Source organism: Rhodovibrio sodomensis (assembly GCF_016583645.1).
In the GTDB taxonomy this organism is placed as follows: Bacteria; Pseudomonadota; Alphaproteobacteria; order Kiloniellales; family Rhodovibrionaceae; genus Rhodovibrio; species Rhodovibrio sodomensis.
The window spans coordinates 1-12,418 of sequence record NZ_NRRL01000128.1 but is presented as its reverse complement, the minus strand read 5'-3'; the positions used below and the strand labels follow the sequence as shown (position 1 = coordinate 12,418).

General features: G+C 67.1%; 10 protein-coding genes. 4 read left to right on the top strand and 6 right to left on the bottom strand.

Translation table 11 applies throughout. The features are described from left to right. Positions 1-176 precede the first annotated feature (176 nt). Positions 177-638, top strand: coding sequence for a hypothetical protein (locus CKO28_RS23745; RefSeq protein WP_200343374.1), 462 nt, complete (start codon positions 177-179; stop codon positions 636-638). Positions 639-932: 294 nt separating this feature from the next. On the opposite strand, the gene CKO28_RS23740 is transcribed toward CKO28_RS23745, so the two are convergent. Together CKO28_RS23740 and CKO28_RS23735 are read right to left on the bottom strand one after the other, a co-directional pair. Next, positions 933-4,400 (bottom strand): pyruvate carboxylase, encoded by a 3,468-nt coding sequence (locus CKO28_RS23740; protein ID WP_200343373.1) that lies wholly within the window; start codon positions 4,398-4,400, stop codon positions 933-935. 361 nt (positions 4,401-4,761) lie between these two features. Further along, entirely contained in the window at positions 4,762-5,502 is a 741-nt protein-coding gene (locus tag CKO28_RS23735; protein ID WP_200343372.1) for an aspartate/glutamate racemase family protein, read from the bottom strand. A gap of 176 nt (positions 5,503-5,678) precedes the next feature. Here CKO28_RS23735 and CKO28_RS23730 point away from each other — a divergent pair, with 176 nt between their 5' ends. Both CKO28_RS23730 and CKO28_RS23725 read left to right on the top strand, forming a co-directional pair. Then, the gene (locus CKO28_RS23730) at positions 5,679-5,963 is read left to right on the top strand and encodes a hypothetical protein (protein WP_200343371.1); all 285 of its coding nucleotides are present in this window, start codon (positions 5,679-5,681) and stop codon (positions 5,961-5,963) included. A gap of 52 nt (positions 5,964-6,015) precedes the next feature. After that, the gene (locus CKO28_RS23725; protein WP_200343370.1) at positions 6,016-6,456 is read left to right on the top strand and encodes a PIN domain-containing protein; all 441 of its coding nucleotides are present in this window, start codon (positions 6,016-6,018) and stop codon (positions 6,454-6,456) included. A 19-nt stretch (positions 6,457-6,475) separates the two neighbouring features. On the opposite strand, the gene CKO28_RS23720 is transcribed toward CKO28_RS23725, so the two are convergent. The 4 genes from CKO28_RS23720 to CKO28_RS23705 all read right to left on the bottom strand — a co-directional run bounded on the left by CKO28_RS23720 (position 6,476) and on the right by CKO28_RS23705 (position 10,372). Then, complete coding sequence (locus CKO28_RS23720) at positions 6,476-7,645, bottom strand: M24 family metallopeptidase (protein WP_200343369.1); 1,170 nt, start codon at positions 7,643-7,645, stop codon at positions 6,476-6,478. A gap of 235 nt (positions 7,646-7,880) precedes the next feature. Then, positions 7,881-8,330, bottom strand: coding sequence for a universal stress protein (locus CKO28_RS23715; protein WP_200343368.1), 450 nt, complete (start codon positions 8,328-8,330; stop codon positions 7,881-7,883). 95 nt (positions 8,331-8,425) lie between these two features. Continuing rightward, entirely contained in the window at positions 8,426-9,727 is a 1,302-nt protein-coding gene (locus CKO28_RS23710) for a TRAP transporter large permease (RefSeq protein ID WP_437127653.1), read from the bottom strand. Positions 9,728-9,823: 96 nt separating this feature from the next. Then, positions 9,824-10,372: a TRAP transporter small permease gene (locus CKO28_RS23705; protein ID WP_242480779.1), complete on the bottom strand. Its 549-nt coding sequence runs from the start codon at positions 10,370-10,372 to the stop codon at positions 9,824-9,826. 775 nt (positions 10,373-11,147) lie between these two features. Between CKO28_RS23705 and CKO28_RS23700 the strand changes: the two genes are divergently transcribed. Next, entirely contained in the window at positions 11,148-12,182 is a 1,035-nt protein-coding gene (locus CKO28_RS23700) for a TRAP transporter substrate-binding protein (protein WP_200343366.1), read from the top strand. Positions 12,183-12,418 lie beyond the last annotated feature (236 nt).

The window sequence follows — 12,418 nt, the reverse complement described above, 5'->3', positions numbered from 1 at the left end:
GCGCACGCCGCGGCTGACTGGGCCGCGCGCGCCGACGACGGCCCGGCCGCGGCGCCGACGCTGCGGCCCGGCTGAGCGCCCCGCCGCGACACCGGACCACTGTGGTCAGCGGCCGAAACTGTGCTTAAATCCGTTTCAGGCACACAGGACCGGCCGCAGGCCACGGGAGGGAAGTCATGGCGATCGACGAGACCCGCTTCACGGACACCGAACTCGAGACGCTCGCCGCGCTGTCGCTGGCGGGCGACGACGTCACGCTCGGCGGCCTGGGCGACCTGCTGGAGGTCGACGGGACCACCGCCGACAGCCGGGTCGCGGCGCTGGAGGCCAAGGCTGTCGAGATCGCCCGCGAACGCCGGATGACCGGCGAGCGCGTGTTCCTCGCCGACCACGCCCGGCTGGCCGAACTGCGCGCCCGCGCGATCCTGTTCGGCACGCCGGAACGCCCCAACGCCCTCGCCTTCCCGCGGCCCTCGACGCCCGCCGACCGCCGGGTCGAGGCCGGCGCGTTCGCCGTGCTGATCGCCGCCCTGGTCGGCGGCATCGCCTACCAGGGTGTGCGCATCACCCCGCCGGAGACCTTCGCCCACACCGCCGCCCAGGCCGCGGTGCTGCTGGAGTGGCTGCCGACGTTCTAAACCCGTCGGGCCGCCTTTAAGCACGGTGTATCGGCGGGTCCCTCTCCCGTTAAGGAGACTTTTGCACGCGGGCACGAACATTCGTGTGGGGTGCTTCGACACGCCAGCCTGCGGCTGGCTACTCAGCATGAAGGTGTATGTAAGCGTCTGACAAACCTACAACTTCATCCTGAGTAGGACGCCGAAGGCGTCCGTGTCGAAGGACCTCATACGCGCGTTTGGCGAGCTGCGCGAAAGTCTCCGTGACGGGAGAGGGGATGAAGCTCTGTCCCGATCCGCCGACCGCCCCTATCCTTACGTCTCCATCTGGACCACCAGGTCGTGCTGCTCGACCCGGGTGCCGGGTTGGAGGACGATCTCGGCGACCTTGCCGTCGGTCTGGGCGTAGACGGCGGTTTCCATCTTCATCGCCTCGATCGTGAACAGCCGGTCGCCGGTCTCGACCTTTTGGCCGGGCTGCACCGAGATGCCGACCAGCATGCCCGGCATCGGCGCGCCGATCTGGCCCGGGTCGCTTTCGTCCGCCTTCTTGTTCGCCCGCCCCTTGGCGGCGACGCTGCGGTCCTGAACGGTCACCGTGCGCGGCTGGCCGTTCAGTTCGAAGAACACCGTGCGCCGGCCTTCCTGGTCGGCCTGGCTGGTGGTCAGGTAGTTCACGATCAGCCGCTTGCCCTCCTCGATCTCGATCGCGAACTCCTCGCCGACGTTGGGGCCGTAGAAGAACTGCGGGGTGGGCACGCGGGAGACGTCCGAATAGGTCCGCTCGTGCTTGATGTAGTCGAGCGTGACGGCCGGATACATCAGGTAGGAGGCGAGCAGCCGATCGTCCGGCTTGCGCCGGGCCTTCTTCTCCAGCTCCTTGCGCTCGGCGTCCAGGTCGGCCGCCGGCAGCACCGCGCCCGGGCGCTCGGTCAGCGGTTCCTCGTCGCCAAGCACTTTCTTCTGGAGTTCCTTCGGGAAGCCGCCCACCGGCTGGCCGATCTCGCCGCGGAAGAACTCCTTGACCGAGTTCGGGAAGGCGATCTCCTTCTGCGGGTCCAGCACGTCCTGCTTGGTCAGGCCGTTGGAGACCATGTAGAGCGCCATGTCGCCGACGACCTTGGAGGTCGGGGTCACCTTGACGATGTTGCCGAACATCTCGTTGACCTGGGCGTAGGTCTTGGCGACTTCCGGCCAGTGCGCTTCCAGCCCCATCGCGCGTGCCTGCTCGGCGAGGTTGGTGTACTGCCCGCCCGGCATGCCGTGCTCGTAGACCTCGGAGGCGCCCGCGCGCATGTCCGGCTCGAACGGGCGGTAGTACTTGCGCACCCCGCGCCAGTAGTCGGAGACTTCCAGCAGCGCCTGCCGGTCCAGGCCGGTGTCGCGCTCGCTGCCGCGCAGGGCGGCGGCGATCGAGCCCAGGTTGGGCTGCGCGGTCAGGCCGCTCATCGCGTCCATGGCCGCGTCGGCCGCATCCACGCCGGCCTCGGCGGCCTCCAGGATGCTGGCGGCGGCGATCCCGCTGGTGTCGTGCGTGTGGAAGTGGATCGGGATGCCGACCTCCTGCTTCAGGGTGGAGACCAGGCGCTTGGCCGCCGCCGGCTTGCACAGCCCGGCCATGTCCTTGATGCCCAGGATGTGGGCGCCGCCGGCCTCCAGCTCCTTGGCCAGATCGACGTAGTATTTGAGGGTGTACTTGTCCTCCCGCGGGTCGGTCAGGTCGCCGGCGTAGCAGATCGCCGCCTCGCACAGCTTGCCCTGTTCGCGCACCGCGTCCATCGACAGGCGCATGTTCTCGACCCAGTTCAGCGAATCGAAAATGCGGAACACGTCGACGCCGGCGTCCGCCGCCTGCTCGACGAAGAACTTCACCGCGTTGTCCGGATAGTTCTTGTAGCCGACCCCGTTGGCCCCGCGCAGCAGCATCTGGAACAGCACGTTGGGCACCTGCTGGCGCAGCCGGGCCAGGCGGTCCCAGGGATCCTCCTTCAGGAACCGCATCGAGACATCGAAGGTCGCCCCGCCCCAGCACTCCAGCGAGAACAGCTCGGGCATCCGCCGGGCGTAGTGCGGCGCGACCGACAGCAGGTCGTAGGTGCGGAAGCGCGTGGCCAGCAGCGACTGGTGGGCGTCGCGCATCGTCGTGTCGGTCAGCAGCAGGCGTTTTTGGTCCAGCATCCACTGGCTGAAGCCCTCCGGCCCCAGTTCGTCCAGCTTCTGCTTGGTGCCGGCCGGCGGGTCGATGTCGGGCAGGTGCGGCAGCCGCGCCGGCGGGCAGTCGCCCGGCCAGGTGCGGCCCTCGACCTCCTGGTTGCCGTTGACCAGCACGTCGCCCAGGAACGATAGCAGGCGGGTGGCGCGGTCGCGGCGCGGCGGGAAGTCGAACAGCTCCGGCGTCTCGTCGATGAACCGGGTGGTGATGTCGCCGCCACGGAACTTCGGATGGGTGATCAGCTGTTCCAGGAAGCGCAGGTTGGTCGCCACCCCGCGGATCCGGAACTCCCGGATCGCGCGCTCCATGCGCTTGGCCGCCTCCTCGGGCGTGGGCGCCCAGGCGGTCACCTTCTCCAAGAGCGAATCATAGAACGGCGTGATCACCGCCCCGGAGAAGGCGGTGCCGCCGTCCAGCCGGATGCCGAACCCGGTCGCCCCGCGGTAGGCCGAGATCTGACCGTAGTCCGGGATGAACTTGTTCTGCGGATCCTCGGTGGTGATCCGGCACTGGATGGCGTGGCCGAACAGCTCGATGGCGTCCTGCACCGGCACGCCGCTGTCCGCCTGGTCGCCGATCCTGGCCCCCTGGGCGATCCGGATCTGCGCCTTCACCAGGTCGACCCCGGTGACCTCCTCGGTCACGGTGTGCTCGACCTGGATGCGCGGGTTGACCTCGATGAAGAAGAACTCGCCGGTCTCCGCGTCGAGCAGGAACTCGACCGTGCCGGCGTTCACGTAGCCGGCGGTGTCGGCCAGCTTGACGGCCGCGTCGCACAGCGCGGTCCGGGTCTCCGGCTTCAGGTCCGGGGCGGGCGCGCGCTCGACCACCTTCTGGTGGCGGCGCTGCAGCGAACAGTCGCGCTCCCACAGATGGACGACCGTGCCGTGGTGATCGCCCAGCACCTGCACCTCGATGTGCCGGGCCCGGCGGACCAGCTTCTCCAGGAATACCTCGTCGTTGCCGAACGCGGCCTTGGCCTCGCGCCGGGCGGCGGCGATCTCGTCGGGCAACTGGTCGCCGGTCTCGACCACGCGCATGCCGCGGCCGCCGCCGCCCCAGCTCGCCTTCAGCATGACCGGATAGCCAACCTGCTCGGCGATCGCCCGCACCTCGCCGTCGTCGTGCGGCAGCGCGCCGGAGGCCGGCATCACCGGGATCCGCGCCTTCTCCGCCAGGTGCCGGGCCTCCATCTTGGAGCCGAACTGCTCCATCACCTCCGGCGGCGGGCCGATGAAGGTGATCCCGGCGTCCCGGCAGGCGCGCGCGAAGTGCGGGTTCTCCGACAAAAAGCCGTAGCCCGGGTGGATCGCGTCGGCGCCCGACTCGCGGGCGATCCGCAGCACCTCGTCGATGTCGAGGTAGGCGCTGACCGGCTCCTGCCCGGCCCCGACCTGATAGCTCTCGTCGGCCTTGAAGCGGTGCAGGGCGAAGCGGTCCTCGTGGCTGTAGACCGCCACGGTCCGGATGCCCATCTCGCTCGCCGCGCGGAACACCCGGATGGCGATCTCGCTGCGGTTGGCGACCAGGAGCTTCCCGAAGGTCTTGAAGCCGGACGTGGTTTTGGCCATGCGGTCGAAGCCCTCGCTTGCCGGGGTCTGGATGGGCGATGGCGGGACGGCGGCCGTCGGCACCGGCCCCGCGGTCGATTTCGCAGGTGCAATACGACGGTCGCTACAGTTTTACGAACGCCCGCGCGGGTCAAGTGTGCGCTCCGCGCCGCCGGATGCGCCAGACGCGCCGCTGAACGGCCTCGCCGCGCTTTGGCAGGGCTTATCGGCGGGTCCCTCTCCCTTGAGGGGAGAGGACAGGTGAGGGTGGAAATCCCCGGCTATATCCGAGGGGTCCCACCCTCACCCTCCCACGGACCTGCGGTCCGCGGGCCCCTTCCTCTCCCGTGAAGGGAGAGGGGAAAGAGGCCGTGCCGCTGGCTTAGTAGTGCCCGCTGTAGCGCGGCCGGTTCTGGGCGGCGACGAAGAAATCGACCAGGGTGGTGAAGTCGAACACCGGCAGGCCGGTCGCCTGTTGCACCGGCCGGCTGTACGGGGTGAGGTCGGCGCATTCCAGCAGGATCGCGCCCATGTCCGGGTATTCGGCGTGCATGTGCCGGGCGAGCTCGCAGATATCGCGTTCCAGCGCGTCGGTGTCGACCGTGCCGCTGTCCTGCATGAACGGCGCGTCGAACGCGGGGTAGCGGTCCATGCCGAAGGCGTGGACCGGATCTCGGTCCGGATCGACGCCGGCCAGGCGCAAGAGCTCCGGGGTCAGGCTGCCCTGGCTCGCGGTCATCACGCCGATCGGGCGGCCGCGCGCGAACGCGGACAGCATCATCGGCAGCTGCAGCAGGGAGGACAGGAACACCGGCACCCGGACCGCCCGCGCGGCGGCCTCCTGGTGGCGCAGCAGGAAACCGCAGTTGGAGGTGATCCCGCGCACCCCCTGGGCCTCCAGGTGCTTCGCGCTTTCGACCACCGCGTCCCTGAGCTCGGGCTCGTTGCGGTAGATCAGCCGCGCGATGTCGCAGCCCGGCACGGTGCGGTAGAGCACCGGGTACGTCCAGGTCGAGGCGTTGCCGACGTCGCCCGGCACGAACGGCTGCTCGACATCGAGCAGCAGGACGCCCAGCTCGTGACCGTAGGATTCGGCGCGCTTGCGGGTGTGGTAGAGGGGCATATGCTTTCGACCTTCCGCGGTTTTGTCGGGGTACGAGCTGCCCGGCCGCAGACTCTGTCCGGTTTCCTTTTCTGTATCCCTATCGCTACACTCTTTACCGCGCCGAGATGCTTATAGGCTTCCCGCTTTAGCACGAGCGCTAAAGCCTCTAGCTGCCGCAGCACAGGAAGGTGACGATGGAAGTCAAAGAAGCCATTCAAAAAGCCTTTGAATATGCAAAGGATTATGAGCAATTTCTGGCTCCGGGGAAAGGCCTTTCTGCTCTTAGGCTTGAAGAGGTTGATTATAATGACAAGGACGACGAGTGGCGCATTACACTTGGATTTGACACTGGCCAGGTGCGCAAGCGCGCATCGGGCGCGCCGCTTTTGCCTGAAACGATAACACAGACAGAGCGTGAATTTCGTACATTTGTTTTGTATGGGCAGACGGGAGAAATGAAAAAGCTCGAACGGGGATAGCATGGGCCCATATTTGGACAGTTTGGTCGAAAATTATCGAACAAGAGGCTTATTGCTGGATGCCAACCTCTTGCTTTTGCTCGTCATTGGAGAAACAGACGAGTCGGAAATTGACCACAAGAAACGTGTCCAGACTTACGATGTGGCCGATTACCGAGCCCTACAGGCGTTTCTTGAAAACTTCCTATACCTGTATATAACGCCCAACATACTCACAGAGGTATCAAACCTGCTCGGACGCAAGCCTAAAGGAGGTAGCACTTTCGACCTCACCCTCGCACGGTTCATAAGGGAAGCAAACGAGACCTACGTCGCTTCCGCAGACGCCATTCATGACCCGGCTTTCGTGAGTTTCGACGTTGCCGACACCGCATCGAAAATCGTAGCGAGCAGAGGCAAGTTGCTACTGACTGACGACTATCGTCTTGCGAACCATCTCAATTCAGCCGGACTGGCCGCCGTAAATTTCAACCATATCCGACCGCTGCTGTGACGGCAGTCAGGCCAGTCGCTCAATCCTTCACCACCAGCGGCCGGGGTACGTCGGCGAGGCATTCGGCGCCCTGGTCGGTGACCCGGAAGGTCTCGGAGATCTCCAGGCCCCAGTCGTCCATCCAAATCCCTAAGATCATGTGGAAGCACATGTTCGCCTGCAGCTCGGTGCGGTCGCCGGGGCGCAGGGACATGGTGTGCTCGCCCCAGTCGGGCGGGTAGTTGCAGCCGGTGGAATAGCCGATCCGGCTGTCCTTGGTCAGGCCGTACCTGGCGACGCACTCCCGCCAGGCGCGCTCGACGTCCTCGCACAGCGCGCCGGGCGTCACCGCGTCCAGCGCGGCGTCCATGCCCTCCAGCACCCAGCCGGCGGCATCCGACAGCTTCTTCGGCGGCTGGCCCAGGAACACCGTGCGCGCCTGCGGGCAGTGATAGCGCTGGTGGCAGCCGGCGAGTTCCAGGATCGTCGCCTCGCCGCGGTTGAACGGCTGGTCCGACCAGGTCAGGTGCGGGGTCGAGGTGCCTTCGCCCGACGGCAGCATGGGCACGATCGAGGTGTAGTCGCCGCCGTACTCCGGCGTGCCGGAGACCTGGGCGTGCATGATGTCGGCGACCGCGTCGCACTGGCGCGTGCCTTCCTGCACCCGGTCGATGCCGGTGGTCATCGTCTTCTCCAGGATGCGCGCGGCCCGGCGCATCAGCTCGATCTCGGAGTCCGACTTCACCGCGCGCACCCAGTTGACCAGCAGGGCGGCGTCCTGGAAGCGGGCGTTGGGCAATTGGTGGTGCAGGGAGAAGTACGAGGTGGCGGTGAAGTAGTAGCTGTCCATCTCCAGGCCGATCACCTGCTCGCCCCAGCCCCAGGCGACGATCCGGTCGGCGACGAAATCGAACGGATGCTTGATCAGCGACTGCACGTAGTCGTCGGGATAGCCGATCACGTTGTCGCGCTTCAGGTAGGTCGTCACCTCCGCCGCGCGCACGTCCATCTTGCGGCCGATCCAGATCGGCTGCGCCGCCTCCAGATGCACCAGCACGACCTGCGGCACGTAGAACGACCAGCCATCGTAGCCGGTCAGATAGTTCATGTTGGCCGGATCGGTGACCAGCAGCAGGTCGATGCCGCGCTCCTGCATCCGGGTCTTGGTGGCGTGCAGGCGGACGTCGTATTCGGCTTGACTGAACTGCATGACGGGTCGCGGAGTCCCTGGAGGGCGCCGGCCGGCCGCGGTTTCCGACGGCCGGCGCATCGGGCGCCGGGTGTCACGTGGAACCCGTTGTCCGGCCGTCTTTTCGACGGGTAACCCAAGGCAACGGCACTCAGGCCCTGTAGCCCACTCACGAAACCCTGGCAAGTGGGCGTCGGATCCGCACGCCGCGGCGGCGGCGGATGCTGCGCCGCCCTGGTGCGGCGCAGCATCCGCCCTACTTCACGGTGATCACGTTGCACTTGGCAAGGCTGGCGACCTTGTGGCTGACGCTGCCCAACAGCAGCCCGGAGACGTCGCCCAGGCCGCGGCTGCCGAGCACGATCGCGTCGGCCTCGACCTCCTCGGCGGTGGCGACGATGGTCCGCGCCGGCTGGCCGCGCTTCACCCGGCCGTCGATCTTGGGGATGGTATGCTTGCGCGCGTGCCGCTCGGCGTCGGCCAGCACCTCTTCGGCGATCTTCTGCAACTCGTCGTCGGTGTGCTGCGGCTCGAGCGAGCGGGTGGTGCGCACCATCGAATGCGTGGACTCCGGCACCCGGGTCGGCTTGAACACCGCCAGCAGCACCAGCTCGGCGCCGTACTTCTCCGCCAGATCGGCCGACAGCTCGACCGCCCGGACCGAGTGCTCGGACCCGTCGACGGCCGCCAGGATCTTGGAAAACATGCCGAAGCCTCCTCGAGGGCTGGTCCTGGGCCGTAAGGCCCGGCGCGCCGCCCGGCGGGCCGCCGGCGACGGCCCGCCGGGCGGCGGTCACCCGGTCAGTCGTAGCCGAACGCCAGGTCGCGCAGGAACAGCGCCAGTTCCGGGAACACGATCAGCAGCGCCGACACCCCGACCAGCATGATGATGAACGGCGGGGTGCCGCGGATCACCTCCAGATAGGGCCGTCTAAACACCGCGATCGCGGTGAAGATGTCGCAGCCGAACGGCGGTGTGGCGGAGCCGATCGCGGCCTGCAGCGTGACGATCACGCCGACCAGGATCGGGTCGATGCCGGCCATTTCGACGTACGGCTTGAACAGCGGCACCATGATCAGGATCACCACGATCGGGTCGACGAACATGCAGCCGACGAAGAACGCGATCGCGATAATCGCCAGGATCTGCCACTGCACCATGTCGCCCATGCCGATGCCGCCCAGCAGCATTTGCGGGATCTGGGCGAACGAGATCGTCCAGGAGAACGCCGTGCCGGCGGCCACCAGGATGAACACGACCGCCGTGATCAGGCCGGTCGACATGGCGATCTGCGGGATCTCCGACAGTTTCACCGAACGGAAGATGATGACTTCCAGGATGAAGGCGTAGAGCACCGAGATCGCCGCCGCCTCGGTCGGCGAGAAGGTCCCGGTGTAGATGCCGCCGACGATGATCACCGGGAAGCCCAGCGGCAGCAGGGCCCGGCGCATCGCCAGCAGCCGGTCGGCCCAGCTCGCCTTCGGCTCGGTCGGCACGCCCTGCCAGCGCGCGGCGATCCAGCAGTAGACGCTGAACAGCAGCAGGATAAACAGCCCCGGACCGATGCCGGCGATGAACAGCTCGCCGATCGACGCGCCGGCGACGACGCCGTAGATGATCATGCCGATCGACGGCGGGATCAGCAGCGCGATGTCGCTGGCGTTGATGGTCAGCGCGATCGTGAAGGGGTCCTTGTAGCCCGCCTTCAGCATCTTCGGCCGCAGCGGCCCGCCGATCGCCACCACCGTCGCCTGGGTCGAGCCGGAGACCGCGCCGAACAGCGTGCAGCTGGCCGCGGTGGTGATCGCCAAGCCGCCTCTCAGGTGGCCGACGAACCGCAGCACCATGTCCAGCAGCCGGTCGGCCGCGTGGCCCTTGGTCACGATGTCGGCGGCGAAGATGAACATCGGGACCGCGATCAGCGCGATCGGCTTCACGCCCCCGACCATCTGCTGAATGATGATCTCCGGGGTGATGCCGCCGAAAAAGAAGAAGAACCCGACCAGCGCCGCCGCGGTCAGCGGGATCATCATCGGGAAGCCCAGCAGGAGCAGAACGATCATCACCGCGACCAGCGGCGTGACCATGCCTTCGGTGCCCATGTCAGCTCCTCGCTTTCGGGATCGGCGGGTGCGCGGCCGTGGGGTGTGCGGCGCCCATCGGGCCGAGGCGCGTACGGGCGTACGCGTACGGCGGGCTCATCGGCCCTGGCCCCCGGTCGGCTCGCCCTCGTCGTAGGCGTCGACCTCGGTGTAGGAGATGAACACCTCCTCCTCCTGCAGGTTGCGCACGATCGCCAGGGTGTACTGGACGCCGGTGATCACGAAGCCGACCGGAACCCAGATGTAGGTGATCCAGAGCGGCACCCGGAGCGCCGGGGTGACCGTGCCGCGCTCGATCAGGCCGCCGATGTAGTTCATCGCATAGTATGCCAGCAGGAACATCACGGCCGCCGTGCCGGCGCACATCGTGATCATCATGACCTTCTTGATCGGCTCGCTCATCTGGTCGTAGACCGCCGACATGCGGATGTGCCGGCCCTTGCGCGATGCGTAGCCGAGCCCGACCCAGGTGATCAGCACGATCAGGAACTGGTTCACCTCCTCGGCGAAATACAGGCTCTGCTGGAAGACGTTGCGGCCGAATACATTGGCGATGGTGACCCCCGCCATGATCATGACGCCGTAGGAGAGCACGTACGTCTCGAAGACCTCAAAGATCCGGTCGATCGCCGAAAGGGCGGCCATCGGACCGCTGCGGGGCCGGCGAGGCGGGCCGCCGCTGGCTTGGCTGCTGCCGTGCGACTGGGTCATGGTCCCCCAAAACGTGGCCGTCCTGCCCCGCGTGAGCCGGATATGCGTGGAAGTCCACGGCACGTCCAGGCGGCGCAAGTCTCGGCGTTGAAGTCGGTGAAGCCCCTGTCGGTGCGCCGCTGGTTGAGGCCGCGGCGCTTACGGTTCGGCGCGGTCGTGCGGCGGGGCTGGCGCTGCGCCGAGCGTGTTCGATCGGGAAAAGCCGGTGCAGCGAGATCCCCCCACAGGATCGATGATCCCGGGGTGCGCGTGGCCTGTCAACGCTGCGATGACGCTTTTATGGCGTCACGGCCCGAGCGACGGGCCCGCGGATCCCCGAGCGACGGGCCCGCGGATCCCCGAGCGACGGGCCCGCGGACCGTGGATCCCGGAGCGCTCCGGCCGGCCCGCGCGCGGCGCATGCGCGGCCGCACGAGGCTGGTTTTCGGCTGCCGGGTTGCGCATCGCTGGCGACCGCCCTAGGCTCGGAGCCATCGTCGCTCGGCCCGAACCGGGTTCGAGAGGGCCTACGGGCCGGGCTTGGCGAGACCGTTCGGCCCTGGGAGCCGAGCCAGATCGGCCCCCGCGACGACACGACCGCCCGCCGATCGCCCACCGGTCGCCACAGCGCGACCGCGGCACGCCTGGCAGTCCGGTACGCTACGAACAAAGCCGGCTCGCTGGCGGGCGGCTAACAAATCACCGATACCGGGACAGGGAGGCTATCCCAATGAAACGCACCCTTCGCTGGAGTCTCAGTGCCGTGTCCGCGGCGGCGCTGTCGCTCGGCATGCTGGCCGGACCGGCCGCGGCCGCCGAGTGGAAGTTCGCGCTCGAGGAGGTCGACGGCAGCGTCCAGGACGCTTATGCCGAGGAATTCAAGAAGCGGATCGAGAAGAAGTCCGGCGGCGACGTCACGGTCACGATCTACCCGTACGGCTCGCTCGGCACCTCGACCCAGCTGACCGAGCTGGTGGCCAACGGCGCGCTGCAGTTCGCCAACGCCTCGCCCGGTCACCTGGGCAAGCTGATCCCGCCGATCCAGGTGTTCTCGATCCCCTACCTGCTGCCCGAGAACGACGAGTGCACCAAGCGGATCCTGGGCTCCAGCGAGGTCCTGTACGAAAGCCTGTCGGACGAATTCGCCAGCCAGAACCTGAAGCTCCTGACCATGTATCCCGAGGGTGAAATGGTCTGGACGGCGAACAAGAAGATCACCTCGCCGGAGGACTTCGAGAACTTCAAGATGCGCGTGATGACCTCGCCGCTGCTGGTCAGCGCGTACGAGGCGTTCGGCGCCAACCCGACCCCGATGCCCTACTCCGAGGTCTATTCCGGCCTGCAGCTGGGCCAGATCGACGGCCAGGTGAACCCGATCTTCGCCATCCAGGAGATGAAGTTCTACGAGGTCCAGGAGTACATGATCTGGGCCGGCCAGCAGGAGTTCACCACCACCGTCGTGGCGAACGCCGACTTCTACAACGGCCTGTCCGAAGAGCGTAAGCAGCTTGTCGATTCGACCGTCAAGGAGATGGTCGACGTGATCTTCAAGATTCAGAACGAGTACAACCAGGAACGCCTGGAGAAGATCAAGAACTCCGACCAAGCGCCCAAGATGATCCACCTGACCGACGAGCAGCGCGAGCCGTTCCGTAAGGCCGCGCAGCAGGTTGAGGAGAAGTTCGTCGAGATGACCGGCAAGCCGGGCAAGCAGGTGCTGAACGCGCTGAAGAAAGAGATCGCGGCGTGCGAGCAGTCGATGTAACGGGATCCTGATCCCGGGCCGCGGCCTGCGGCCCGAAACTCCCCGCCGCCGGGGCTGATACGGCGGCCGAACGGCCGGAGGGTCACGCCCTCCGGCCGTTTTCGTGCGCGCCCGAGTGTTCTCGTCTTCGGCGGTGCTGCGGGCCTTCCCGCGGGCGCGCTTTTGCGCCATTGTCCTGCCTGCGCCGCGCGTGCCGGGGCGCCCAGACCGCCCCCCGTCCGCGCGTCACCGTCCGC

Bases quoted from the DNA above. Each gene is read 5' to 3' on its own strand.
- CKO28_RS23745 (WP_200343374.1), top strand. From the start codon at position 177: ATGGCGATCGACGAGACCCGCTTCACGGACACCGAACTCGAGACGCTC.
- CKO28_RS23740 (WP_200343373.1), bottom strand. From the start codon at position 4,400: ATGGCCAAAACCACGTCCGGCTTCAAGACCTTCGGGAAGCTCCTGGTC.
- CKO28_RS23735 (WP_200343372.1), bottom strand. From the start codon at position 5,502: ATGCCCCTCTACCACACCCGCAAGCGCGCCGAATCCTACGGTCACGAG.
- CKO28_RS23730 (WP_200343371.1), top strand. From the start codon at position 5,679: ATGGAAGTCAAAGAAGCCATTCAAAAAGCCTTTGAATATGCAAAGGAT.
- CKO28_RS23720 (WP_200343369.1), bottom strand. From the start codon at position 7,645: ATGCAGTTCAGTCAAGCCGAATACGACGTCCGCCTGCACGCCACCAAG.
- CKO28_RS23715 (WP_200343368.1), bottom strand. From the start codon at position 8,330: ATGTTTTCCAAGATCCTGGCGGCCGTCGACGGGTCCGAGCACTCGGTC.
- CKO28_RS23710 (WP_437127653.1), bottom strand. From the start codon at position 9,727: ATGGGCACCGAAGGCATGGTCACGCCGCTGGTCGCGGTGATGATCGTT.
- CKO28_RS23705 (WP_242480779.1), bottom strand. From the start codon at position 10,372: ATGGCCGCCCTTTCGGCGATCGACCGGATCTTTGAGGTCTTCGAGACG.
- CKO28_RS23700 (WP_200343366.1), top strand. From the start codon at position 11,148: ATGAAACGCACCCTTCGCTGGAGTCTCAGTGCCGTGTCCGCGGCGGCG.